General features: G+C 72.1%; 17 protein-coding genes. 5 read left to right on the top strand and 12 right to left on the bottom strand.

The window, feature by feature from the left end; genetic code table 11:
- Positions 1-361: 361 nt before the first annotated feature.
- The 9 genes from araA to ACFWGN_RS06945 all read right to left on the bottom strand — a co-directional run bounded on the left by araA (position 362) and on the right by ACFWGN_RS06945 (position 16,202).
- Positions 362-1,870: an L-arabinose isomerase gene (araA, locus tag ACFWGN_RS06905; protein ID WP_191804501.1), complete on the bottom strand. Its 1,509-nt coding sequence runs from the start codon at positions 1,868-1,870 to the stop codon at positions 362-364.
- Positions 1,871-1,959: 89 nt separating this feature from the next.
- Complete coding sequence (locus ACFWGN_RS06910; RefSeq protein ID WP_191804499.1) at positions 1,960-2,724, bottom strand: L-ribulose-5-phosphate 4-epimerase; 765 nt, start codon at positions 2,722-2,724, stop codon at positions 1,960-1,962.
- A gap of 20 nt (positions 2,725-2,744) precedes the next feature.
- A complete protein-coding gene (locus ACFWGN_RS06915) occupies positions 2,745-4,358 on the bottom strand; it encodes a xylulokinase (RefSeq protein WP_377616230.1) in 1,614 nt (537 codons plus the stop codon).
- Between the two features lie 165 nt (positions 4,359-4,523).
- Positions 4,524-5,594: a LacI family DNA-binding transcriptional regulator gene (locus ACFWGN_RS06920; protein WP_225220446.1), complete on the bottom strand. Its 1,071-nt coding sequence runs from the start codon at positions 5,592-5,594 to the stop codon at positions 4,524-4,526.
- Positions 5,591-6,448, bottom strand: coding sequence for a pyrroline-5-carboxylate reductase (gene proC / locus ACFWGN_RS06925; RefSeq protein WP_191804495.1), 858 nt, complete (start codon positions 6,446-6,448; stop codon positions 5,591-5,593). The genes ACFWGN_RS06920 and proC overlap by 4 nt, the downstream gene beginning before the upstream one ends.
- A 124-nt stretch (positions 6,449-6,572) precedes the next feature.
- The gene (locus ACFWGN_RS06930; protein ID WP_191804493.1) at positions 6,573-7,262 is read right to left on the bottom strand and encodes a hypothetical protein; all 690 of its coding nucleotides are present in this window, start codon (positions 7,260-7,262) and stop codon (positions 6,573-6,575) included.
- A gap of 126 nt (positions 7,263-7,388) precedes the next feature.
- Positions 7,389-10,634, bottom strand: coding sequence for an OmpL47-type beta-barrel domain-containing protein (locus tag ACFWGN_RS06935; RefSeq protein ID WP_377616231.1), 3,246 nt, complete (start codon positions 10,632-10,634; stop codon positions 7,389-7,391).
- Positions 10,635-10,826: 192 nt separating this feature from the next.
- Positions 10,827-15,395, bottom strand: coding sequence for an Ig-like domain-containing protein (locus ACFWGN_RS06940; RefSeq protein WP_377616232.1), 4,569 nt, complete (start codon positions 15,393-15,395; stop codon positions 10,827-10,829).
- Positions 15,396-15,638: 243 nt separating this feature from the next.
- Positions 15,639-16,202: a potassium channel family protein gene (locus ACFWGN_RS06945; protein ID WP_191804491.1), complete on the bottom strand. Its 564-nt coding sequence runs from the start codon at positions 16,200-16,202 to the stop codon at positions 15,639-15,641.
- A gap of 151 nt (positions 16,203-16,353) precedes the next feature.
- Here ACFWGN_RS06945 and radA point away from each other — a divergent pair, with 151 nt between their 5' ends.
- Entirely contained in the window at positions 16,354-17,850 is a 1,497-nt protein-coding gene (gene radA / locus ACFWGN_RS06950) for a DNA repair protein RadA (protein WP_191804489.1), read from the top strand.
- Positions 17,851-17,926: 76 nt separating this feature from the next.
- Positions 17,927-19,012 (top strand): DNA integrity scanning diadenylate cyclase DisA, encoded by a 1,086-nt coding sequence (gene disA / locus ACFWGN_RS06955; protein WP_191804487.1) that lies wholly within the window; start codon positions 17,927-17,929, stop codon positions 19,010-19,012.
- A 375-nt stretch (positions 19,013-19,387) separates the two neighbouring features.
- Here the strand turns inward: disA and ACFWGN_RS06960 are convergent, their stop codons facing one another.
- Positions 19,388-20,236, bottom strand: coding sequence for a hypothetical protein (locus tag ACFWGN_RS06960; protein ID WP_377616233.1), 849 nt, complete (start codon positions 20,234-20,236; stop codon positions 19,388-19,390).
- Positions 20,237-20,358: 122 nt separating this feature from the next.
- Here ACFWGN_RS06960 and ACFWGN_RS06965 point away from each other — a divergent pair, with 122 nt between their 5' ends.
- Positions 20,359-21,315: an A/G-specific adenine glycosylase gene (locus tag ACFWGN_RS06965; protein WP_377616235.1), complete on the top strand. Its 957-nt coding sequence runs from the start codon at positions 20,359-20,361 to the stop codon at positions 21,313-21,315.
- A gap of 92 nt (positions 21,316-21,407) precedes the next feature.
- On the opposite strand, the gene ACFWGN_RS06970 is transcribed toward ACFWGN_RS06965, so the two are convergent.
- Positions 21,408-21,935 carry an amino-acid N-acetyltransferase gene (locus ACFWGN_RS06970; RefSeq protein ID WP_377616236.1) on the bottom strand — a complete coding sequence of 176 codons (528 nt, stop codon included), beginning with the start codon at positions 21,933-21,935 and terminating at the stop codon, positions 21,408-21,410.
- A gap of 37 nt (positions 21,936-21,972) precedes the next feature.
- Positions 21,973-22,977: a sugar-binding transcriptional regulator gene (locus ACFWGN_RS06975; protein ID WP_377616237.1), complete on the bottom strand. Its 1,005-nt coding sequence runs from the start codon at positions 22,975-22,977 to the stop codon at positions 21,973-21,975.
- A 240-nt stretch (positions 22,978-23,217) separates the two neighbouring features.
- Here ACFWGN_RS06975 and ACFWGN_RS06980 point away from each other — a divergent pair, with 240 nt between their 5' ends.
- On the top strand, positions 23,218-24,966 hold the full coding sequence (locus tag ACFWGN_RS06980; protein WP_377616238.1) for an FAD-dependent oxidoreductase: 1,749 nt from the start codon (positions 23,218-23,220) through the stop codon (positions 24,964-24,966).
- Between the two features lie 212 nt (positions 24,967-25,178).
- On the top strand, positions 25,179-25,940 hold the full coding sequence (locus ACFWGN_RS06985) for an MIP/aquaporin family protein (protein ID WP_377616240.1): 762 nt from the start codon (positions 25,179-25,181) through the stop codon (positions 25,938-25,940).
- Positions 25,941-26,011: the final 71 nt, after the last annotated feature.

Below are 26,011 nucleotides of genomic sequence, written 5' to 3' on the forward strand. Positions count from 1 at the left end.
GGTCACGTTTCAGTCACGAGAGGTGACGCCGGTCTCGAAAGTGCGCGAAGACCTGGACCTTTGCTCCGCCGTCTGATCCCCTCCGCCGTCGTACGCCGCGGACACCCAGCACCACGGGAGCCCCCGCAGGTGCCCCAGGGTGCCGACGGCGTCCTCGGGAGCGCGCGAGGGTGGACGGCCGGGAGAGCCGTCCGCGCGGAGGCCCACCGTCGGCCGGCGCGCCGACCCGCACCCCCCAGGGGCAGGACGGCACGCCGGCCGCGGAGCTCGCGGCGGCGGCCCGGAGCGAGCCGTCGCGCTCGCCCCGGGCCCCTCGCGACCGTCGGGCCACGCAGGCCCGGCGGCCGGGCCGTGGGGGCGCTCAGAGCCCCTGGGCGACCCGGAAGTAGACCTGGTTCCAGCGCACCTGGTCGCGGAAGCCTCGTCGCGTCGTGCTCTCGTCGATCACGAGCAGCTCGGTGCGGGCGATCTCGGCGAAGACCTCGAACGCGTCGAGGCCCGCTGCGGTCGAGAGCACCGTGTGGTGCGCACCGCCCGCGGTGAGCCACGCCTCGGCGGACGTCGCGAAGTCGGGGCGCGGCTCCCACACGGCGCGCGCGACGGGAAGGTTCGGCAGCGGCTCGCTCGCCGGGACGACGTCGACCACGTTGGCCGTGAGGCGGAAGCGATCGCGCATGTCGGCGAGCGAGACGACGACGCCCACGCCGGGGTCGGCGTCGAACACCATGCGGACCGGGTCCTCCTTGCCGCCGATCCCGAGCGGGTGGATCTCCACGCGCGGGGTCGACGCCGTCAGGGAGGGGCAGACCTCGAGCATGTGCGCGCCCAGGATCTTCTCGCTGCCGGGCGTGAGGTCGTACGTGTAGTCCTCCATGAGCGAGGCCCCGCCGGGCAGCCCCTCGCCCATGACCTTGGCGGCCCGGACGAGCACGGCCGTCTTCCAGTCGCCCTCGGCGCCGAACCCGTAGCCCTTCGACATGAGCCGCTGGACCGCGATGCCGGGGAGCTGGCGCAGGTCACCCAGGTCCTCGAAGTTGGTCGTGAACGCCTTGGCACCGACCGACTCGAGGAACGTCTCGAGCGCGATCTCCTGGCGGGCCGCGTAGCGCAGCGACTCGTGCCGGTCGCCGTCCTTGCGCAGCTCGGGGGCCACGTCGTAGAGGTTCTCGTACTCGGCCACGACGGCGTCGACGTCGGCGTCGGACACCGCGTCGACGGCCTCGACGAGGTCGTTGACGCCCCACGTGTTCACGCTCACACCGAAGCGCAGCTCGGCCTCGGTCTTGTCCCCCTCGGTCACCGCGACGTTGCGCATGTTGTCGCCGAAGCGGACCAGGCGCAGCTCGTGCGTCGCGGCCCAGCCCGCGGCGCCGCGCACCCAGGAGCCCACGCGTGCCGTGACGGCCGGGTTGGAGACGTGCCCCACGACGGTCGTGCGCGCCACCCCGAGCCGCGTCGCCATGTACGCGTACTCGCGGTCGCCGTGCGCGGCCTGGTTGAGGTTCATGAAGTCCATGTCGATCGAGTCCCAGGGGAGCTCGACGTTCGCCTGCGTGTGCAGGTGCAGCAGCGGCTTGCGCAGCGCGTCGAGACCGCCGATCCACATCTTGGCGGGGCTGAACGTGTGCATCCACGTCACGACGCCGAGCACGCGGTCGTCCGCGTTGGCGTCGAGCATCGCGCGCCGGATCGAGGCCGAGTCCTTGAGGACGGGCTTCCAGACGACGTTCGCGGGGACGTCGGACGACGCGTCGAGGGCACGCGCGACCTCCTGCGACTGCTCGGCGACCTGACGCAGGGTCTCGTCGCCGTACAGGTCCTGGCTACCGGTCAGGAACCAGATCTCGCGGTCCGCGTAGGGCTTGCTCATAGGTCCACATCTTTCGTGTCGGTGGGAGCGGACTCCGCGTCGGTGCGGAGCCGCCGTGCTGCTGGTCGTGCAGGGTGCGCCGGTGCTCGTCAGTGCGCCGGCTGCTGCCCGTAGACGTGCTGGTAGCGCGCGTACAGCGAGTCGACGTCGGGCTGGCCGATACGGGTCGGCTCGCCGAGCTGTCGGCTGACGTGCACGGTCCGGGCGACCTCCTCGCACATGACGGCCGCCTTGACGGCCGCGCGGGCGTCCTTGCCGATCGTGAACGGGCCGTGGTTGCGCATGAGCACCGCGGGGCTGCGCGAGTCGCGCAGCGTCTCGACGATGCCGCGCCCGATCGAGTCGTCCCCGATGAGCGCGAACGGGCCGACCGGGATGTCGCCGCCGAACTCGTCGGCCATCATCGTCAGGACGCACGGCACGGGCTCGGCGCGCGCGGCCCAGGCCGTGGCGTACGTCGAGTGCGTGTGCACGACCCCGCCGACCTCGGGCATGTGGCGGTAGACGTAGGCGTGGGCCGCGGTGTCCGACGACGGCGCCCGGTCCCCCTCCACGAGGTTCCCGTCGAGGTCGCACACGACCATCGACTCGGGCGTGATGTCGTCGTACGACAGACCGGACGGCTTGATGACGAGCAGGTCCTCGGCGCCGTCCGCGCTCTCGGTGCCCGCGCGCACGCGCTCGGAGACGTTGCCCGCGGTCCACACCACGAGCTCCCAGCGCGGGAGCTCGGCGTGCAGCGCGGCGACGCGTTCCTTGGCGGCGTCGACCGCGGCGCGCAGGTGGGCGGGGACCGAGCGGCCGGGACCACCGGTCGTCGCGGCGGTCTCGGTCGTCACAGGAAGGGTGCTCATGGGGTTCTCCTTCGTCGGGGTCAGAGCGCGTCGACGGCTGCGCGCTCGACCGCGAGCCCGGCGTCGTAGCGGTCGAGGTAGGCCGCGAAGCCCGCGGCGTCGTCCGGGTCGGGCGCGACGGTGTCGAGCTCGGCCGTGGCGAACACGTGCTCGCGGAGGTAGGTGTCGAGGTCCTTCTCGTCGCCGTCGGCCACGGCGCGGGCATAGGCCGCGAGCAGCGCGATGCCCCAGGCCCCGCCCTCCCCCGCGGTCCGCCCCACGGTCACGGGGGCGCCGATCGCCGCGGCGAGGAGACGCTGGGCCACGCCCTCGGTCCGGAAGATCCCGCCGTGCGCGAACATGGCGTCGAGCGCGACCCCCTCGCCGGCGAGCACGCGCATGCCCAGGGCGAGGGTGCCGAACGCGCTGTAGACCTGCGCCCGCATGAAGTTGGCGAGTGTCAGCCGGCTGCCGGGCGTGCGGACGAACAGGGGCCGCCCCTCCTCGAGGCCCGTGATGGGCTCGCCCGAGAGGTAGTTGTACGCGAGGAGCCCGCCGCCGTCGGCCTCGCCGTCGAGCGCTGCGCGGAACAGCGCACCGAACACGTCGTCGGCCGCGGCCGGCGTCCCGAGCGCGGCCGTGAGCTCGCCGAAGAGGTCGGCCCAGGCCGCGAGCTCGCTGGCCCCGTTGTTGCAGTGGACCATCGCGACGAGGTCGCCCGCGGGGGTCGTGACCAGGTCGAGCTCGTGGTGGCGGTTCGCGAGCGCGTGCTCGAGCACGACCATCGCGAAGATGCTCGTGCCGGCGCTGACGTTGCCCGTGCGCGGTGCGACCGAGCTCGTCGCGACCATGCCCGTGCCGGCGTCCCCCTCGGGCGGGCACAGCGGCACGCCCGGCAGCAGCGCGCCGCTGGGGTCGAGCCAGGCCGCGCCCGCTGCCGTCAGGCTCCCGGCGTCCTGCCCCGCGACGAGGACCTCGGGCAGCAGGGACTCGACCACGAGCCCGGGGCGTCGCACCCCGACGAGCTCGTCGAGCTGTGCGAGCATGCGACGGTCGTAGGTCCGCGTCGTCGGGTCGACGGGGAACATGCCCGACGCGTCGCCCACGCCGAGCACCGAGCGCCCGGTCAGGACCTGGTGGACGTAGCCTGCGAGGGTCGTGAGCGAGGCCACCTGCGCGACGTGCGGCTCGTCGTCGAGGATCGCCTGGTACAGGTGGGCGACCGACCAGCGCAGCGGGATGTTGTGGTCGAAGAGCTCGGAGAGCTCCGTGGCCGCCTTGCCCGTCGTCGTGTTCCGCCAGGTGCGGAACGGGACGAGCAGCTCGCCCTGCGCGTCGAACGCGAGGTAGCCGTGCATCATGGCCGAGACGCCGATCGCTCCGAACGTCGTGGGGCGCACCCCGTAGCGGCGCTCGACGTCGGCGACCAGCTCGGCGTAGCAGTGCTGCATGCCCTCGCGCACGGCCTCGAGCGAGTAGGTCCACGTGCGGTCGACGTACTCGTTCTCCCACTCGTGGCTGCCGCTCGCGAGGGGCGTCCCGTCCGGGCCGACGAGGCACGCCTTGATCCGGGTCGAGCCGAGCTCGATCCCGAGCGCGGTGTTCCCGGTGGCGACCGCCTCGCGGAGGTCGTCCACCCTGTCCTGCTGCACCATTGCTGTCTTCTCCTCGTCGCGTCGTCGCGCCTGGCTACGCCCTGCTTCTGAATGTTAGCGCTCACACGGAGTGGTGGCCAACCCCTCGGTGCAACCTCGTGGGGCGGACGGGGTCCGCGTGGCGGCGCAGGACGGAACCACCTGCCGGTGGGCCCCGCGCCTGCCTCAGGCGCTCGGCGGTCCCGAGCTCGCCCGGACCACCAGGTCCGGCGGGATCTGCGTGGACTCGCGCGTTGAACCGGCGAACGCGTCGAGCAGCAGCGCCATGCACCGCCGACCCAGCTCGGCGAAGGGCTGGCGGACCGTCGTGAGCGGCGGGATGAAGTGGGCCGAGCCCTCGACGTCGTCGAACCCGACGACGGACACGTCGCGCGGGACCACGACGCCGGCCTCCCAGAACGCCTGGAGCACGCCGAGCGCGAGGTGGTCGTTGCCCGCGAAGACCGCGGTCGGCCCGTTCCCCGCCGACACCCGGCGTGCGAGGTCACGACCGACCTCGTAGCCCGCGTCGGACGACCACGAGCAACGGATCATCTCGCGGTCGATCTCCGGCACCCCCCGGGCGGCGAGCGCGTCGTTCCAGCCCTTGGCCCGCTCGCGCGCGTCGAACCAGTCGAGCGGGCCCGCGAGGTGGATCACCGAGCGGTGCCCCAGGTCGAGCAGGTGCTCGGTCGCGACGCGCGCGCCGAGCCGCTGGTCGACCGCGATGGGCAGGATGCTCGCGGCCCCCGTCCCGGGCGCCCCCGCGTGCACCTCGTCCGGCTCCCGGGCCGCGATGAGGATGATCGGGACGGGCGCCCGGAACGAGTCGACCGCGGCCGCGACGTCCGTCTGGGGCGCGATGACCACGATGCCCTCGACCGCCTGGGCCATGAAGTGCTCGAGGACCGTGTGCATGGTCTCGGCGTCGTAGCGGCGGATCGTCGCGACCGAGACGAAGTACCCCTCCTCGCGTGCTGCACCCTCGACCGCGATGAGGGTGCTCGTCGGCCCGTACAGCGCCGAGCCCGTCGTGACCACGCCGATGGTCCCCGACCGCGCCGTCACGAGCGCGCGCGCCGCGCTGTTGCGCCGGTACCCGAGCGTCGCGATCGCGTCGAGCACCCGCTCCCGGGTCTGCGGGCGCACGCTCGGGTGATCGTTGAGGACCCGCGAGACGGTCTGATGCGAGACGCCCGCGAGCTCCGCGACGTCCGACATCGCGGGAGGTCGGGTGCGCCCGACGTCGGCGCTCATGCCTGCGCCTCCAAGGCTGCGGCGAGCTCCTCCGAGCGGTCACGAGCGGCCTCGAGCGCCGTGAGGAACGCTGCCCTGACGCCGCCGTCGTCGAGCGCTCGCAGCGCCGCGACCGTGGTGCCGCCGGGCGAGGAGACCTTCTCGCGCAGGATGACCGGGTGCTCGCCCGTCTCGTCGAGCATGCGGGCCGAGCCCAGCACGGTAGCGGTCGCGAGCTCGAGCGCCACGGCGCGGGTCAGGCCCAGCAGGACCCCGGCCTCGGCGAGCGCGTCGACGACGTAGAAGACGTAGGCGGGCCCGGAGCCCGAGAGCGCGGCCACCGCGTTCTGGTCCTTCTCCGCGACCCGGACCACGAGCCCGGTCCGGCTCAGGAGCCGCTCGACGAGGGTCACGTCGTCGTCGCTCGCCGCGGCTCCGCCGCTGACAGCGCTGACACCCGAGCCGATGACCGAGGGCGTGTTCGGCATGACGCGCACCACGGCCGTCCCGGCCGGGAGGCGGTCCTCGTAGAAGCGCGTCGAGAGCCCGACGACGACGCTCACCACCACAGTCCCCTCACCCAGGTGGGGCGACACCTCCGCGAGCAGCCCCGCGACGTCCTTGGGCTTGACGGCGACCACGACCAGACCCGCGTCGCGCACCGCGGTGGTGTTGTCCGTCGTCGTGGTGACGCCGTGGCGCTCCTCGAGCTCCCGCCCCCGCTCGGCGCGACGCACGGTCGCGACCGCGTCGGTGGGCAGCCACCCCGCGCGGAGGGCCCCCGCGAGCACGGTCTCACCCATCACACCGGTCCCGAGGACGGCGAGCCGGGTGTGGCTGCTGGGGCTGTCGACCTGGTGGGTCGTCGTGGACATCGTTGTTCCTGCTTCCTCGTCGTGCGTCCCGGCCCGTCGGGCCTGCCCTGCTGCGGCCCCGGCGAGCGACGCGCGCCGCGCCTGACCGTCGGTCGGACCGTCCGGCGCGGCGGCCTCTCGGCGGCTACAGCGGGAACGCTGTGTAGAACTTCTCGATCTGGTCGACGGGTCCCGTCGCCTGCAGCACGGCCGTGCCGTTGCGCCAGGTGACGGTCGCCGTCCCGGCGGCCGCGGCGACCGGTGTGACGGCATAGGTTCCCACGGGCTTGCCGTCGACCTCGACGTCGCCCGTGGTCGTGGGTTCTCCCCCCGCGGCCACCGCGGCCTCGAGCAGCTCGGAATAGGCCACCTCTGCCTCGTCGTCGCTCCCCCATTGTCCCGCGAGCACGGCCACGGTGCTCGCCGCGTCGCCCTCGCCGTCCGCGTAGGCCAGCTCGTGCCCCTCGATCGCCCCTGCGTCGCCGTACGCGTCGGTCGGCGCCTCCGACCGGAGCGCGAACTGGAGCACGGTGTCCGGGAGCGCCTGGGCGAACTCGGTCGAGGCGGACCGCTCGACCGGTTCGATCGTGGGCGTCGGCGGCGCCTCGGTGACCGTGACCTCCGCGGGCACCTCGGCCTCGCCCGCCCGGGCGAACCCTGGCCACACGAGCGCCGCGAAGCCCACCACGCCCGCGAGCAGCGCAAGGAGCACGACCAGGGCGACCAGGCGGCGTCGGGCGTACACGGCCGACGAGGGCGCACGACCGTGCCTGCTGTCACGCAGCCCGGAGGCGTCCCGCGACGTCGGGCGCGGCCGACCCGTCTGCTGGCTCATGGCGCTCCCCTCGATCCGACCTCTGCTCGCGTCAGCCTATTGCGTACCACCGCGGTGTCCGTGCAGGCCGCGCGGACGAGCCCGGCCGGCGGTGGTCCGGACGCGACGCGCCCGGACCACCACCCGTCAGCCGCAGGCCACGGCCCCGTACGGCGCCTCGAAGGTGCTCGCCGCGTCCTGGCCGCCGACCTGCCCGGTCGCGACCACCGTGACGACGCCCGCCTCGGCCCCGGCGGACCGGGCCGAGAAGGTCTGCGCGGCGGACTTGCCGGGCGCCACCCCGACGAACGACTTGGTGCCGAACGGCGTCCGGACCTGCACCGAGACCGGTGCGGGCTCGGCGTTGACGACACGCACGGCGATCTGCGCGGTCCCGCCCACGCACTTCGCGGTGACCGTCACGGTCACGGCGACCTCGGGGTCCTCCGGCGTACCGACCCCGGGGTCGTCCGCCATGACCCGCAGCTCGGAGACGGCGACGGCCGAGTAGCTCGTCCCGTCGGAGTCCGCGTGGATCACGGCGCGCAGCCGGGACGTCGTGACCCGGTCGAACGTCACGGCGTTGAGGGCCGTGGTGCTCGTGCCGTACCCCGAGGGGTTCGCGACGTCCTTCCACGACCCCGGTCCCGAGGCGTCCCAGTACTGCAGGGACCACGACGCAGGCTGGGCGACACCGTTGCCCGTCCCCTGGGGCGAGTCCTGCCAGAACTGGATCTCGGCTCCCGTGAGCACGATGGGCCGGGCCCAGTCGTACTGGAGCCACTGGCTCTCGGGCCGCTCACCCGACCAGGTGCCCCACAGCTGCCCCTGGCTCGGGCTGCTCGGCACCAGGCCGTCGTTGACGGCGCCCAGCGAGTTCCAGCCCGCGGTGTAGGACGCGCTCGGCGTCGCGATGGGCGCGACGTTGCCGGTCAACGGGCCCGAGACGTCGGCCGCGATCGTGAGGCGCTGGGCCGTCCCGGCGTTGCCCGCCGCGTCGATCGCCCGGAACGACACGTCGTGCTTGTTCGAGTCCGGTGCGGCGACGGGACCGGTGTACTCGGTCCATGCGCCGGTCCCGACCATGTACTCGACGCGGGCCACGCCCGACGTCGCGTCGGTCGCGGTGACCGTGACCGTGCGAGCGGTCTCGTCGAGCACCCCCGTGCTCACGGGGGCCGTGCGGTCGATCGAGACGCTCTGCGTGCTCTCGGCCGAGGTGTTCCCCGCGTTGTCCGTGGCCCGCGCCGCCACGACGTGCCGGCCGTCGCCGCTCACCGCGACGTCGACGAACCGGACGCTCGGCGTGCTCGACCACGAGCCGTCGTCGACCCGCGTGCCGAGCGTGACCCGGCCCCCGCCGTCGTCGGTGCCCGTGACCCGGACCGTGACGTCGGAGCGGTACCACCCGTTCGTGCCCACCGAGCCGCTGACCGAGAACGCGACCTCCGGGGCGGTGTCGTCCCCCTCGGTGTCGGCCGGGTCCACGACGGTCACGGTGCCCGTGACCCGCCCGGCGGCGTAGCCGAGCACCGAGCCCTCGACCGTGAAGGTCCCCGCCTGCGCGACCGACGACGGGTCGACCGCGTCCCAGAACACGGGGAGCGCGAGCGTCTCGGCAGGGTCACCGGGGTAGGTCGCCGCGACCGTGCCCGGCAGCTCCGTCTCGCCGATCTCGACGGTCAGGGCCGGCCGGTCGATCGCAGCGGGCTGGGCCGCGAGCACCTTCCACTCCTCGACCGCGACGCCCGAGAACGTGCTGCCGTTGGTCGAGGCGTCCAGGACGGCGCGGAGCTGGGTCGTGGTCACCGCGTCGAACGTCGTGCTCTGGAAACCGTTGGTCGAGGTCCCGTAGCCGCTCGGGTTCCGGACGTCGACCCACGCGCCCGCGGTCGCGTCCCAGTACTGGATGCGCCACGCAGCCGGAGCCGCGACGCCCACGCCCGTGCCCTGCGGCTGGTCGTTCCAGAAGTCGATCTGCGAGCCGTCCACCCGCACGGGCGTGGCCCACGTGTACTGGACCCACTGCTGAGCCGGGTTGTTCCCCGTCCAGGTGCCCCACATGTCCGGGGGCAGGGGGTTCGGGCGCACGATCTCGTCGTTGAGCGCCTTGATCCAGTACTGCGTGGGGACGGGGTCGTTCGACACCGTGACCCGAGCCTCCTGCGCGACGTTCGCGCGCGGGGTCCGGTCGGCCGTGCGGGCCGGTGTCGGCACGACCTTCTCGATCCGGGCCGGCGTCTGGTTGTCGTCGAAGCGCAGCGTGTCGACCGCGACCGATCGGCGGAAGTGGTTCCCGCCCACGGCGTCGGCCGTGTGGTAAACCAAGCGCCACTCGCCGTCGTACTCGACGATCCCCGGGTGGCTCGTGGTCGAGGAGACGGGGTCGAGGATCGTCCCGCGGTACGTCCACGGGCCCGCGGGCGAGGCGGCCGTCGCGTACCCGATGCACGCGTGGTAGTTCGCCGGGGTGCACGACGACGTCGCACCGGCGTTGTTCCCCGCGTACGCCATGTAGTAGGTCCCGTCGCGCTCGAAGGCCCACGCACCCTCGAAGAAGCCCGTCAGGCCGCTCACGGTCCGGACCGAGCCCACCGGGGTCTTCATGTCCTGGCCGAGCTCGAGCATGCGGAGGTTGCCGAAGCTCCCCCAGTAGACGTAGACCTTCTGCGCCGCGCCCTCGCCGTCCACGAGGATCGTGGGGTCGATGTTGTGGATCGTGTTCGCGGTGGGCACCTTCTGCGAGATGATCGGCGCGCCCACGTGGTCCGTCCAGGGGCCGGTCGGCGAGTCGGAGACCGCGACACCGATCCCGAACTTGTCCTCCGCGGTGCTCGCGGCCTCGTGCACCGGCACGTACCAGTAGTAGCGACCGTCGATCCCGGGCACGACCTGGCCCGCGTACGCCCGTCCGGGCGTAGCCCACGCGAAGACCTGCTCGGGACGCATGAGCGACGGGTAGTGCGTCCACTCGCCCGTCGACCCCGAGGCCAGGACGTCGTCGGTCACGAACGCGCCCCACTCGTTCATGATGAAGTCGTTGGTCGTGGGGCCCGCCTCGTCGTGGCCCGTGTACACGTAGAGCTGGTCGGACGCCGAGTCGTTGCCGGGCGCCCCTGCGGGGACGACGAGCGGCGCGGGGTCGGCCGAGTAGTACGAGCCATCTCCCAGGATCGGGTTGTGGGGGCTCGTGAAGGTGTACGACGCGGGAGCCGCGACGACCTGCGGGGCGGGCTCTGCGCCGTCGGGCAGCGTGCCGGCGACGGCCTGGCCCGCGCCGAGCGCGAACGTCGTCGAGGCGACGACCGCGACGACGGCCGCTGCCGCCGTGACGGACGGGCCGCTGCGCGCGGTCCGGCGTGGTGGTTCGAGGAACGGTCTGGTGGGACTCACTGTGCTCTCCGGTCTGCTCGACCTGCTCCGGCCGGGCGACAGGAGGAGCACGTCGGCGTGTCCTGCGTGGCCGCCGCCCGGACGGGCAGGAGCTGAGGGGCGCGCACCCCGAGGGTTCCCTCTCCCCCGGGGTGCGCGGTCTGGCACCACGGGGGCGACGTTTGCAGCCGCCGCCCCCGCGGTCGTTCGGGTCTAGCCGCAGCTGACGGCGTCGTACGCCTGCTCGACCTCGGTCGTGACCGCGGTGCCGTCGACCGTCGCGGTCGCGACGACGCTCACGGTCCCCGCCTCGATCGCGTCCTTGCGGGCGCTGAAGGTCTGGCTGGCCGACTTGCCGGGCGCGACGCCGGCGAAGGTCTTGGTGCCGAACGGCGTCGTGACCTTGACGTCCACCGGGACCTCCTCGTCGTTCACGACACGGACCGAGAGCCCCGCGACCTTGCCGACGCACTGCGACCTCGCGGTCACGGTGACCGCGACGTCCGGCTCGGGCTGGCCCTCACCGGTGCCGACCGTCACGGTCGCCCTGGCCCGCTTGTCGGTACCCTCGACCGCTCCCGTGACCTCGAACGTGCCGTCCGCGGCGTACTGCGCGGGCTCGACCACGTCCCAGGTCACGGCGATCCCGCTCTGCTGGGAACCGTCGTTGTACTGGACCGTGACCGTGGCCGGGAGGACCGGTGCGGCACCGACCGAGGTCGAGACCGCGGTGTCGCCGATCGTGTTGATCTGGACGGCGTCCGGACCGCGCACCCAGACGGTCGCCTGGGCCACGAGCGTGGTGCCGGCGACGAATCCCTGGACCGGGAAGTCACCGATCTGCTCGACCTGCGCCTGTTCGACCGCACCCCAGGCGACGCCGTTCTCGACGACCGAGCCGTCCGCGTAGGTCACCGCGACGGTGGCCGGCAGCGTGGGCAGGGTCCCGACGGCGGTCCGCACGTGCACGTCGGCGGCCGAGACCGCGGGAGCCGCGAAGACACGCCACTCGGACACGCCCACGGCAGAGTTGCTCGTGCCCCCGGCGTTGGGCAGGGCCGTGAAGACGGCGCGCAGCCTGCTCGTCGTGACCGCGTCGAACGTCACCTCGTTGGTCTTGAGGCGCTCGGTGCCGTACGTCGACGGGTTCGTCACGTCCTTCCAGGAGCCCGCTCCGGCCGCATCCCAGTACTGGAGCTTCCACGCCTTGGGCACGGCCACGCCGTCACCCCCCGTGGTCGTGTCGGTCCAGAAGTCGATCGACGCCTTGTCCACCCGGACCGGGGCCTCGAAGTCGTACTGCAGCCACCGGCTCGCCGGGCGAGAGCCCGACCAGGTGCCCCACAGGTCCGTGCCGGCGCCTCCCGTGAAGAACGACGGCTTGCCGTCGTTGACGGCGTTCACGTTGTTCCAGCCCGCGGTGTAGTCCGCGGTGGGCGTGGCCGTCGAGGCGACGTTGATCTCGCCGTCCGAGAGCGCCGTCGCCTGGACGACGACGTCCTTGGTCGAGGTGAGCTCGCCGTCCGACACCGTCAGGCGCAGCGTGTAGGCACCGGACTTCGTGAAGCGCACGACCGAGGTCGTGGCCTTCGGGTTGTCGAACACGGCGCTGCCGCCCTCGGGCGCGGACTCGACCGACCAGCCCGACGTGATCTGACCGTTCGGCAGACCGTCGTCCTGGGCCGTGCCCAGCAGCCGGGCCGAGCCGGCCTGGTTGTAGGTCGAGTCCGTCCACGCGTCGGCCTTGGGCGCCTGGTTGGTCGAGGCAGGGGCCTCGACCCCGGTCGAGAAGGCCTGGACCTCCTTGATGCCGGTCTTGGCGCCCGCCGCGTGCGTCACGGTCACGCGCAGCTTCGAGGTCGTGACCTCGGGGAACTGCACGTGGTTGAAGTTGCCCTGCGGGAACAGGGGGGCGCGCGACTGCGCCGGGACGGGCTTCCACTGCGTCCCGTCGAGGTACTCGACCGTGTAGAGCGCCGGGGCCGAGTAGCCCGAGACGGTCCCGGTCGAGGACGAACGGTAGAAGTAGACGCGCACGTCGTCGACCTTCTGGGCCGAGCCCAGGTCGACCTCGAGCGAGTCCTTGGCGTTCGGCGAGCCCACGGTGCCCCAGAAGGGCTCGTTGACCGTGGTGCCGTCGACGGCACCCGCCGGACCCCGGCCGTTCGCGGAGAACGAGGCCGTGACGGGCCTGCCCTGCGCGAGGTTCGTCGAGCCGGCCGAGGCCGGGGAGACGTCGGCGCCCGCCTTGGCCATCATGTCCACGACGCGGGCGTCCGCGGCGAACACGACGTCCTGCGGAGCCTGGACCTGACGCTCCTCGGCCGTGGTCACGGTGACGCCCGCGGGGGCGTCGACCGTGCCCGTGGACGGGTCGTAGGTCACGTGCGCGAGCTCGTCGACCGTGAACGCGAGCTCACCGTCGAGGAAGACCGAGTACCCCTCGGGGACGTCGGCCCCGTAGTGCTTCTCGCCGCCGGGGGCGTCCCACGTGATCGTGAGGTCCTTGTCGCGGTAGCGGATGTTGTTGACCGTGAAGTGGTCCCAGTCGATGTCGATCGGGGCGAGCTCGATCTTGTCGTCCGAGCGTGGGCGCAGGCCCATCGCGTCCTCGATCATCGTGAAGTTCGTCGTGCCGAGGATCGTGTGGTGGATCCACGAGCGGTAGCCGATGTTCTGCGGGTCGGCCGTGCCGTTCGACCAGAACTCGTTCTGGTCCGGGTACCTGTTGTCGCCGTTGTTCTGGTAGTGCGACCACGCGTTCCAGTAGAGGAGCTTCTTGTAGAGCTCGGCGTCCACGTAGTCGTTCGGGTAGTCGCGCAGGACGCTCGAGAGCATCCGGAACGACACGGTCGAGTTGATGACCGAGAAGTTGTTGCTGCCCGGCCCGCCGTAGGCCGCCTGGTCCGCCTGGTTGGCCGTGAAGAACGGGAAGACGGGGTACTGCTCGTCGTCGGCGAACAGGCGCAGCGCCTCGACGTACGGCTGGTCGTAGTCCGCGTCGCCCGGCTTGGGCATGAGGCCCACGCTGAACGGGTAGTAGTTGTTGATCTCCTTCCACGGCACCAGCGCGTCGGTCGCGACGTGACGGTGCTTGAGGAGGTTGCCCTTCAGGCCCACCTCGTCGGGCGTCTCGCGCGCCGGCTCCCAGAGGTACTCGAGGACGGCCGCCTTGATCTGCTCGGCGAAGGCGTCCATCTCGACCGCCTTGGCCTCGTTGCCCGCGGTCCGGTACGCCGCGGCCGACGCCTTGGCGTTGGAGTAGAGGTAGGCGTTCTCGGTGCGGTCCATGTTGCCCGCGCGCCAGTGGAACGACACCGCGTCGGCGTCGTTGCCCGTCATGGCGCCCCAGTTGTACTCGATGAGGCCGTTGCCGTCGTTGTCGAACGACGCCTGCAGGTCCTTGACGTCCCGCTCGGCGTACTGCGCGAGGTTCTGGGCGATCACCGTCGGTCCGCCGTGCAGCTGGTACGAGCGCCACGCGGCCTCGGAGATGTACTGCGTGTAGCTGTTGGACCAGTTCGCGGGATCGCCCGGGTTGTCGACGTACTTGCCGCTCTTGGCGACCTCGCCCGCAGAGACCCAGGGACCGTAGGAGTAGACGGGGTCGCGGAAGTACTTGAGGTCGTCGATGAACATGCCCGTGGTCAGGACGATGTTGTTGTTGTAGCCCAGCACGCCCTCCATCGAGGTGGGGAACTGGAAGTCGTTGCCCGGGATGTTCGCGTCGAGGAAGTTGAAGCGCATCAGCCACCAGCGGTAGAAGAGCGTCTTGTCGATGTTGTCCTCGGGCGTGTCCAGGTAGGGCACGTTGTCGGCCCACCACCGGTTGTAGGCGCTGACGTGCTCGGTGTAGGCCGCAGCAGGCGTCGCCGCGCGGAACGCGTCGTAGTCGGTGCGCGACTCAGGGATCTCCTCGGTGACGAACCCGAGCTGGACCTTGGTGCTGGCCGAACCCGTCGCCGGGACGTCCAGGGTGCGGGTGATCGCACCGTCGGCCGGGGAGAAGCCGTCGCCGGAGAGCCGCGGGAAGACCGTGGTCAGCTTGTTGAACGCCTGCACCGAGCCCGTGAGCTCGTCGCCCTCGGGGGTCTTGGCGAACGACGACGCGGCCGAGACCTTGACCTGCTTGGCCGTGCCGTTCGTGCTCGAGACCGTGAGGTTCGTGACGGCGACGTTGGCGTCGGTGATGAACTTGGTCTGCACCACGCGCAGGCCCTGCGCCGTGTTGACGAACGTGCTGCGCCAGTAGCTGGGGGTCTGCTTCCGGGCTGCCGCGTCCTCCGTCAGCGTGACGTTCGCACCGTTGACGTTCAGGGTGATCGTGTACGCGCCCTGCCCGCCCGCGAGCGACTCCCAGTACGCCACCTCGCCGCCGAACCCGAGCGTGGCGGGCTGGTGGGTCTTCATGAAGACCGCGCGGCCACGGCTGAACAGCCACTGGTTCGCGTCGCCGTTGGAACCGCCCGGTGCATTGCCCGTGCGCGCGAGCATCTTGTCGATCCAGAAGTCCTTGTCGGTCCCGCTCCCGGCACCTGCCGCGACGTCCGCGTCGTAGATCGCCTGGAGCTGGTTGCGCACGTGGTAGCCGGTCCCTTCCGCGGGGACGGGCTTCGCGTCGCCGCTGAAGACGGGGTAGCCCACGTCCGCGTTGGGAGCGGCCTGGGCCAACGAGGGGACGACGAGTCCCGTCGTGGCCACGGCAAGGGTCAACGTGCTCGCGATCGTCAGCCGGGCTCTGCCGCCCGGGACGTGCTGGGGTCTGGTCGCTCGCTTCTTCACGGGCGTACACCTCTCCTCGTCGAGATGGTTCGGTCCCCGGAAAGATGGCACACAGAAACGCAGAACGCAATGGTTTTCGGTGATTGGTCCGGTTCTGACCGCTTCGTATGAGCGTTCACATATGAGTGCGCCTGCGGGTTGACCTGCGATGATGTCGCGATCACGCTCTGCACGAGCCGTCTCAGGGCGCCCAGCACCGAAAGTTCCTCAGGGCGATCTTTCGGTGGGCGCCGAGCCGCTGGGTCAGCGCTCGTGAGGTCCGGACGCAGGCCCGTCGTCCTCGTCCGGCTCACCGTGCTCCTCGCGCCACCGCGCGCGCGACTCGAGCCGTTGTGTGGCGACCGCGACGAGGATGCCGATGACCGCGAGGTCGAAGAGGATCTGGACCATCGTCACGACCCGCGCCGCCTGCCCCACGGGGTGGATGTCGCCGAACCCGACGGTCCCCAGCGTCACGACCGTGAAGTAGAGGGCGTCGGTGCGGGTCTCGATGCCCACGAACTCGGCCTCGCTGTGGACGGCCAGGAGGTAGTAGGCGATCGCGAAGAAGATGATGATCGGCGACAGGAGCCCGACGACGGACTGGACCCGCACGCTCGGCTCTCGGCCGGCACGGAGCTGGCGGCGCACCTGGAACGTGACGAGGTAGCAGAGTCCGACGAACCCGATCACGAAGAAGAGGATCTGCTCCCACTCTCGCCCACCGTCACCGAGCGGCACGCCGTAGAAGAGGAGCAGGCAGGCCGCGAGCGAGCCGAGCGTGGTGATGACCGTCCACCACGGGCTGTCCTTCCGGAGCCGTCGCATGGCTTCATGATGGACAAGGGCCCACCGGCGCGCGAGCGGGACCGGTCCGACCGGAGGGAGGGAGCACCGTGCCGGCACGGGCGCGCCGGCCTGTGGGCACGGGCGCGCCGGGCCGCGGCACGTGTGGGTGCCTGTCGCTAGCGTGGCGCCCGTGACCACATCGACCTCCGCGGCCTCCCGCGCCACGAGCAAGCGCCCGGCCCGTCCCGCCTACCGCTGCGGCGAGTGCGGCTGGACCACCGCCAAGTGGGTCGGCCGCTGCGGCGAGTGCCAGGAGTGGGGCACCGTCACGGAGGAGGCCGCCGCGTCGGCAGGACCGCGCACCGCGGCCGTCGCGCCCACACGCTCCCCTGCGCGCCCCATCGGCGAGATCGACGTGGAGACCGCACGGGCCACCCCCACGGGGGTCGCGGAGTTCGACCGCGTGCTGGGTGGCGGGATCGTCCCGGGGGCCGTGGTGCTGCTCGCCGGGGAGCCGGGCGTCGGCAAGTCGACGCTCCTGCTCAAGGTCGCGAGCAACGTCGCGGCCGGGGTGAGCGACAAGGTCGCTTCCCCCGAGGACGCTCCCCGTCCCGCACCGCGGCCCCGCACTGTCCTGTACGTCACCGGCGAGGAGTCCGCCGGGCAGGTCAGGCTGCGCGCCGAGCGTGTGGGAGCGCTGGCCCCCGGCCTGCTGCTCGCTGCCGAGACGGACCTCGCGACGGTCCTGGGGCACATCGAGGCCACGAACCCGGACCTCCTGGTCGTGGACTCGGTGCAGACCATCGCCTCGGCTCAGGTCGACGGGGCCCCGGGGGGTGTCAGCCAGGTCCGCGAGGTCGCCGCGGCGCTCATCGCCGCGGCCAAGGAGCGCGACCTGCCCGTGATCCTCGTCGGGCACGTGACCAAGGACGGCTCGGTCGCCGGGCCCCGCACGCTCGAGCACCTGGTCGACGTGGTGTGCCAGTTCGAGGGTGACCGTCACTCGCGCCTGCGCCTCGTGCGCGCGATCAAGAACCGCTACGGCCCCACCGACGAGGTGGGTTGCTTCGACCTCTCGGAGACGGGGATCGTGGGGCTCGCGGACCCCAGCGGGCTGTTCCTGTCGCACTCGGGGGCGGGCGTCCCCGGCACGTGCATCACGGTGACCCTCGAGGGCCGCAGGCCGCTCGCCCTCGAGATCCAGTCGCTCGTGGTCCCCAGCTCGTTGGCCAACCCGCGGCGCACCACGAGCGGGATCGACTCGAGCCGGCTCGCGATGATCCTCGCGGTCATGCACCGGCACGCCGGGGTCCGCCTCGTCGACCAGGACGTGTACGTCTCGACGATCGGCGGGGCGCGGGTCAGCGAGCCTGCGGCAGACCTGTCCATCGCGCTGGCCACGTTCTCGGCCCGCGAGGACCAGGTCATGCCCCCGGGGACCATCGCGATCGGGGAGGTGGGGCTCGCCGGGGACATCCGCCCGGTCGCCGGGCTGGACCGGCGGCTCGCCGAGGCCGCCCGTCTCGGCTTCACGCGGGCCGTGGTGCCGCACGGGTCGTCACCCAAGCCGCCTGCGGGCATGACGGTCCTGCCTGCGCAGCACCTGGGCGAGGCCGTCGAGCTCGCCCGCGGCGGCCACCTGCCCCCGCAGCAGGAACGCACCCGGTTCGACGTCGGTCAACCGTGATCCCATCGTGACCTCCAGTTGTCCGCGGACGGCGTTTTCCTGCCCCTGAGACAACCTGGCAGCGTAAGATGCCCACGTGGCCAACTCCCCTGTGCATCCTGACGACCTGCTCCGGGAGACCCTCGCCGCAGTGGCCCCCGGTACCGAGCTCCGCGACGGGCTCGAGCGCATCCTTCGAGGTCGCACGGGTGCACTGATCGTGCTGGGCCTGGACAAGGTCGTCGAGACCATGTGCTCGGGAGGGTTCGTGCTGGACGTCGGCTTCTCGGCGACGCGGCTGCGCGAGCTCTCCAAGATGGACGGCGCCGTGGTCCTGGACCGCGACGCGAACCGGATCCTGCGCGCGGCGGTCCAGCTCCTCCCGGACCCCACGATCGAGACCACCGAGTCCGGCACGCGTCACCGCACCGCCGAGCGCGTCGCCAAGCAGAGCGGCTTCCCGGTCATCTCGGTGAGCCAGTCCATGCGGATCGTCGCGCTCTACGTCGGCGGCCTGCGCTACGTGCTCGAGGACTCGGACACCATCCTGTCGCGCGCCAACCAGGCTCTCGCGACGCTCGAGCGCTACCGCGCCCGCCTCGACGAGGTCAGCGGCACGCTGTCCGCGCTCGAGATCGAGGACCTCGTCACGGTCCGCGACGTGTGCGCGGTCGTCCAGCGCCTCGAGATGGTGGGGCGCATCTCCGAGGAGATCGCCGGCTACGTCGTCGAGCTCGGCACGGACGGTCGCCTCCTCGCGCTCCAGCTCGACGAGCTGATCGGCGGGATCGGCTCGGACCGCGAGTCCGTGATCCGCGACTACGTCGAGCTCAGCCGCAAGGAACGCTCGCTCGCGGACGTCAAGAACGCGCTCGCCGCCCTCGACCAGACCCAGCTGCTCGATCTCACGATCATCGGCCGAGTCCTCGAGCTCCCCGGAGGCGGCGAGGCGCTCGACGCCGCGGTCGCACCGCACGGGTACCGGCTGCTCTCCAAGGTCCCCCGCCTGCCGGGCGCCATCATCGACCGCCTGGTCACGCACTTCGGCGGGCTGCAGAAGCTCCTCGCAGCCAGCATCGACGACCTCATGGCAGTCGACGGCGTGGGCGAGCAGCGAGCCCGCGCGGTCCGTGAGGGGCTCTCACGGCTCGCGGAGTCCAGCATCCTCGAGCGGTACGTCTAGGACCGAGCGGTACGCCGCGACCTGGGCGGTACGTGACGGCTGAGCTGAGACCTTCTGCCCACCTGCCCTTCCGACGGTGGCCCACCGCCCGATCAGTTGTCAGAAGCGAGCCGGGTTATACCCCGGCCCAGCTCTGACAACTCCCCCGGGCCCGACGAGCTGGCGGGCACCCGACCCGACCACCCGATCAGTTGTCAGAAGCGGGCCGGGTTATACCCCGGCCCAGTTCTGACAACCAAGCATCGACGGCCGCGCGCGCCACGTGCCGTGGGCACGGCGTACAGCGCACACCTCGCGGGCCGGGCGCGTCGCACGGGGCCCGGGCAGTCCCGGCGTGGGCGTGGGTGCGGGCGCGGGTGCGGGAGCTGCCCAGCGCTACGGAGCAGTCCCGTCAGCGGGAGGAACCGCCCCGTCGGCCGGAGCCGCCCCATCAGCGGGGGCCGTCTCCCCGGTCGCAGCCGGGTCGCCGTCCACCGGGGGCACCGTCCCGTCCACCGGGGGCACCGTCCCGTCGGCCGGCGTCTCGGTCGCGGGTGGCGTCTCGACGGGCGGTGGCGGCGGAGCCTGGAGCGTGAACGCCACGGGTGCGCTCGTCAGACCGCTCACCTCGGTCGACGTCACGACCGCGCTGTAGTCGCCCGCCCCGGGTGCGGGCAGGTCTGCGGGGCACTCCGCGGCAGATCGTGCACGCGCCCAGTCCACGGTCTGGGGGTACGCGTCGCCGGGGGCCATGAGGAGCACCTTCTTGGCGGGCGGGCAGTCGACCGACGACCAGATGCGGTCCTGTCCCGAGGTCACGACGAGCTCGAGCGAGGCAGGGGACGAGTCGACGAAGCAGGGCCGCCGGCCGACGTGCGTGAGCGTCAGCGAGAAGGACGGGTTCTCGCCGTCGGCGTACGAGGCCTTCGACACCGTGAGCCCGAGCGTGAGGTCCTTGACCTCGCACTTCTTGTAGCCACCGGTCGCGACGGCCTGCGGCGGGGGTGGGGCGACCTTGCCCTGGGGGTCGTCGGCGAGCAGTCCGGTGCCGAACGCGATCGCGGCCTTGACGAGCATCACGACGCCGACGACGATCACCGCGAGCAGGACGAGCGCGACGACGCGCCGCACCCGCAGGGTCCGGGAGGTGGGCCTGCCCGACGGCGTCCCGCCCGCCCCGTCGGCCGGGCGCGCCTGGACCGGGGTCGCCCCGGTCGGTGGCCGGGTGCCTCGCGGCGTGCTCACGTGCGGCTCCGTTCGACGGTCGGCGCGGGGCGTTCCCGCGCTGGGGCAACGGTACGTCCCGCGCGGGACGGTTCGGTCACTGCCACACCGCGCCCTCGCGCATCGGCGAGAATGGTCGGACCATGCCGCTCTCCTCCACCACGCTCGACGCCACCGCTCCCCGCTCCGGGACCCGTTCTGCCCTGGCGAGCCTCCCCGCCCCGGACCCGCACGCGGACCTGCGCGACGCCGTCGGGCAGTGGTTCGCCCAGACTGCCCGCGACCTGCCGTGGCGACACGACGACTGCTCGCCCTGGGGTGTCCTGGTCAGCGAGGTCATGCTCCAGCAGACGCCCGTGGTGCGGGTCGAGCCCGCGTGGCGCGCCTGGATGGACCGCTGGCCCGAGCCCGCGGACCTGGCCGCCGCCTCGACGGCCGACGTGCTGCGCGCCTGGGGGCGCCTCGGCTACCCGCGCCGGGCGCTGCGCCTGCAGGACTGTGCGCGGGCCGTCGTCGAACGGCACGGGGGCCTCGTCCCCACGGACGCGGACGAGCTGCTCGCGCTGCCGGGCGTCGGCGAGTACACGGCCGCGGCGGTGACGGCGTTCGCGCACGGTCGGCGGGCCGTCGTCGTCGACACGAACGTGCGTCGCGTCCTGGCGCGCGCGGTGTCGGGGACGGCGCTGCCTGCGCCGTCGTACACCGCGGCCGAGCGTCGGCTCGCGACCCTGGTCGCGCCGGCCGAGGACGACGACGCGGCCCTGTGGGCCGCCGGCTCGATGGAGCTGGGCGCGCTCGTGTGCACGGCGCGCTCGCCGCGCTGCGACGAGTGCCCGGTGGCGGACCTGTGCGCGTGGCTGGCGGCGGGCAGCCCACCGGACGAGCACGCTGCCCGACGGCGGACCCAGGCCTGGGAGGGCACCGACCGGCAGGCGCGGGGCCGGGTCATGGGCGCGCTGCGCGCGGCGGACGGTCCTGTGCACCGCGACGCGGTCGCGGGACTGTGGCCCGACGCTGCCCAGCTCGGGAGGTGCGTCGCGAGCCTCGTCGAGGACGGGCTGCTCGAGCAGGACGGCGACGTCTACCGTCTCCCGGCCTGAGCATCGCGAGCCCGTCGGTCGCTGGACGTCGGGCGTCGGCGCCCGGAGCGCCTCAGAGCGCCTCAGAGCGCCTCAGAGCGCCTCAGAGCGCCTCAGAGCGTGATGAGCATGCGCGTGTTGCCGAGCGTGTTGGGCTTCACGCGGGCGAGGTCGAGGAACTCGGCCACGCCGTCGTCGTGCGAGCGCAGGAGCTCGGCGTAGACGTCGGGCGACACGGGGGTCCCGTCGATCGCCTCGAACCCGTGCGCGCGGAAGAAGTCGACCTCGAACGTCAGGCAGAAGACCCGCTGGAGGCCCAGGGCGCGGGCGCGTTCGAGAAGCTCGACCACGAGCTGGTGCCCTACCCGGTGGCCGCGCCAGGCCTGGTCGACCGCGAGCGTGCGGATCTCGGCGAGGTCGTCCCACATGACGTGCAGCGCGCCGCACCCGACGACCTCGGGAGCGCCCGGCTCCCCCACGTCCGCGACGACGAACTCCTGCACGGCCTCGTAGTAGCCGACCATCTCCTTGGCCAGGAGGATGCGGGCCTGCGCGTAGGGCTCGACGAGCCCGCGGATGGCCCGCACGTCCGCCGGGAGGGCAGGGCGGAGCGTCAGGGTGGGGGTGGAGGTGCTCGTCACGCGCCCAATCTACGCCGCGATGCGGCCCGATGCGTAATCATGCACCCGAATGCATACTCTCATTGCGTGTGCGCGCGACCGCGATCCGCCCCGTCTCCTGCTCGATCAGGTGCGACGCCGTGATCTCGTCGACCACCAGGTGCGTGACGACCCCGGCGCGCAGGGCCGCGCGCAGCGGCGCGACCTTGTTGTCCCCCGCGACCGCGCAGATGCGCTGCGGGATCCGCCGGAGCTCGTCGGGGCCCGGGCCCGTGGCGCGCTCGTTGAGCGCGATGTCGCGGTACGTGCCGTCGGCCCGCAGGAACACAGTGCACACGTCGCCCACGACCCCCTCGGCGTCGAGCACCGCGATGTCCTCGGGCTCGAGGTAGCCGGCCGAGTAGACGTGGCTCGGGACGCCGCCCGAGACGGCGCCCACGGAGAACAGCGCGACGTCGGCCCGCCGCTGGACGTCCAGCACGCGACGGACCGACCGTTCGCGCCACATCGCCTGCTTGGTCTCGGCGTAGTCGAAGAACGTGGGGACTGGGAAATGGTGCACGTGCGCGTCGAACGCCTCGCCGAACCCGGCGATCAGGTCGCCCGCGTAGTGCACCCCGGAGGTGCGGGTGTTCGCGGCCCCGCTGAGCTGCACGACGGCGGACCCTCGGGTCGGCTTGCGGCTCAGGTGCCGGGAGATCGCCGCGAGCGTCGTGCCCCACGCGATGCCGAGGATCATGTCGGAGTCGAACCACGAGCCGAGCAGCCGTGCGGTCGTCAGCGCGACCTGGTCGAGCCGGTCGACCTGCTGCGTCGAGTCCGGGACGGGCACGACGTAGGCGTCGATGCCGTACGTGGCCGAGATGTGCGCGCCCAGCCCCGGCGCCCGACTCTGCGTTGGCCGGAGCGTGATCTCCACCAGACCTGTCTCACGGGCCTTCTTGACCAGCCGCGAGACCGTCGACCGCGAGGTCCTCAGGTGCTTCGCGATCGCCTCCATCTTCATGTCCTGGAGGTAGTACATCGAGGCCGCCCGCAGGACGTCCTGCTCCCGATCCGCCATCTGCCGGTCTCCCACCACTGTTGCACGTTTGTGCACTGCGCTTGCGCGAACGTTCCTGACATGTTGACGTTAATACGTGCAGCGGCATTTCGACAGCGCTGTGCCACGGAACGGTGCCCGCACGGGGACCGGGTCGTACCGCTAGCGCGGGACGCACACCCGTGGGAACGTCACAGTGAGACGTAGTTCCCGCTGTGTCCCTCGGGATGCACCAGTTCGACGACGAGAGAAGGCCATCGGATGACTTCCAGCAGACTCACCGCAGAGTCTCGCCAGCGGGCGCTGTCAGCGCTCGAGGCGAGCACCAGCGCGGACCAGGAGCTCGACGTCCTCGTGATCGGCGGAGGCGTGACCGGAGCGGGCATCGCCCTCGACTCCGTGACCCGTGGCCTCTCGACCGCGATCGTCGAGGCCCAGGACTGGGCCTCCGGGACGTCGAGCCGGTCGAGCAAGCTGGTCCACGGCGGGTTGCGCTACCTGCAGATGCTCGACTTCCACCTGGTCCACGAGGCACTGACCGAGCGCGACCTGCTCATCAAGGACCTCGCCCCGCACCTCGTGCGCCCGGTCCCGTTCCTGTACCCGCTCGAGCACCGCGTGTGGGAGCGTGCCTACGTCGGCGCCGGGATCGCGCTGTACGACACGCTCGCGAGCATGGCCCCCGGCAAGCGCGCACTGCCCCTGCACCGCCACCTGTCGCGCAAGCAGATGGAGCGCAAGTTCCCCGACCTCGCGCACGACGCCGCGATCGGCGCCGTCCAGTACTGGGACGCCTCGGTCGACGACGCACGCCTGGTCTCCACCCTGATCCGCACCGCGGCCTCCTACGGGGCCCACGCCGCGTCCCGCACCCAGGTCGTCGAGCTGACCAAGGGGTCGACCGGAGCCGTCAACGGCGCGATCCTCGAGGACCTCGAGACGGGCAAGCGCATCACGGTCCGCGCCCGCGCCGTCATCAACGCGACGGGCGTGTGGACCGAGGACACCGAGGCCCTCGCGGGCACCGACGGCGGGCTGCGCGTCCTGGCGTCGAAGGGCGTCCACATCGTCGTCCCGCGCGAGCGCATCAAGGGCCAGGTCGGCCTGATCCTGCAGACCGAGAAGTCGGTCCTCTTCATCATCCCCTGGTCCCGCTACTGGGTGATCGGCACGACCGACACCCCGTGGGAGCAGGAGCTCACGCACCCGGTCGCGACCTCGGCGGACATCGAGTACATCCTCGAGCACGCCAACGCGGTCCTCGCCCAGCCCCTGACGCGCGACGACATCATCGGGACCTACGCAGGCCTGCGTCCGCTGCTCCAGCCCGGCACCAAGGAGGGCACCAGCTCGGCCAAGGTCTCGCGCGAGCACACCACGGCGTCGCCCACGCCGGGCCTCACGGTCATCGCGGGCGGCAAGCTCACGACGTACCGGGTCATGGCCAAGGACGCGGTCGACTTCGCGATCGGTCAGCGCGCCGCGGCCCTCCCCTCGATCACGGACAAGATCCCGCTGCTCGGCGCCGTCGGTCTCGACGCCGTGCGGCGCCAGGCCCGGCCGTGGGCCTCGAAGTTCGGGTGGACCCCGCAGATGGTCGACCACCTGCTGCACCGCTACGGCTCGAACCTGCGCGACATCGTCGCGCTGTGCCAGTCCGACCCCTCGCTCGCCAAGCCGCTCGAGCACGCGCCCGCCTACCTGCGGGCCGAGATCAGCTACGGCGTGACCCACGAGGGTGCCCTCCACCTGGAGGACCTCCTGCTGCACCGCACGCGGCTCAACTACGAGGTGCTCGACCGCGGGCTCGGCGCCCTCCCCGAGATCGCCGACATCGCCGCCCCGCTCCTCGGCTGGACCGACGAGCAGAAGGCCGCTGAGATCGCGTCCTACACGGCACGCGCCGGAGCCGAGGAGGCCGCCGAGCAGGAGCCCGACGACGCCACGGCCGAGCGCACGCGCCTCGCAGCAGACGACGTCGCACCGCTCAAGCCGCTCGACGCCTCCTGACGAACCTGCCCTCCTGACCGCCGGAGCCCCGGGCTCCCCGAGAACAACTTCATCCGCCGGTCCCCGGCCCGCTCGGCTCGCGCCGGGCGACGTCGGGGCCGGCACACCCCCAACCTCACGGGTGCGCACCTCGCGGCGCACACCGGGGCCCCGCCGCACGGATGCGCCGGGGTGGTTGCGACAACGAAGTCCACCAAGAAAGAGAGAAGCTGATGGACACACTCCTCCTCAACGCCTTCTGGTCCGAGATACTCGGCACCGCGACCCTGATCCTGATGGGCGCCGGCGTCGTAGCCAACGTGATCCTCCCCAAGACCAAGGGCTTCAACGGCGGTTGGCTCCTCATCAACTTCGGATGGGGCCTTGCCGTCTTCACCGGTGTCTACGTCGCCTTCAAGTCCGGCGCACACCTCAACCCCGCGGTGACGATCGGTCTGTACACCGCGCAGGAGCCCTTCTTCTCGGTCACCGGGCCCGAGGGCCTGGTCACCGCGACGATCGAGCCGACCGTGGGCAACATGTTCATGTACTTCGGCGCACAGATGATCGGCGCGATCCTCGGTGCCGTGCTCGCGTTCATCGCCTACAAGAAGCACTTCGACGAGGACGCTCCCGCAGCAACCAAGCTCGCGGTCTTCTCGACCGGCCCCGAGCTCCGCTCCTACGGCTGGAACTTCATCACCGAGGTCATCGCGACCTTCGTCCTCGTGTTCTTCGTCGTGGCGTCGGGACGGACCCCCTCGGGGCTCGGACCGCTCGCGGTCGCGCTCGTCGTGGTCGGTATCGGTGCGTCCCTCGGTGGTCCCACCGGGTACGCGATCAACCCTGCACGTGACCTCGGCCCGCGCATCGCCCACGCCCTCCTGCCCATCAAGGGCAAGGGGTCGAGCGACTGGGCCTACTCGTGGGTCCCGGTCGCGGGCCCGCTCGTCGGCGGCGTGCTCGCCGGTCTCGTCGGAGGGGCCTGGGCCTGACCTCGCCCTTCCCGCGTGACCGGGACGGGGCGACCCGCCCCGGTCACGCGACCACCCGCCGTCGGGCACGG

The sequence above is a fragment of the Oerskovia sp. NPDC060338 genome, assembly GCF_042726295.1.
Taxonomy (GTDB): domain Bacteria; phylum Actinomycetota; class Actinomycetes; order Actinomycetales; family Cellulomonadaceae; genus Oerskovia; species Oerskovia merdavium.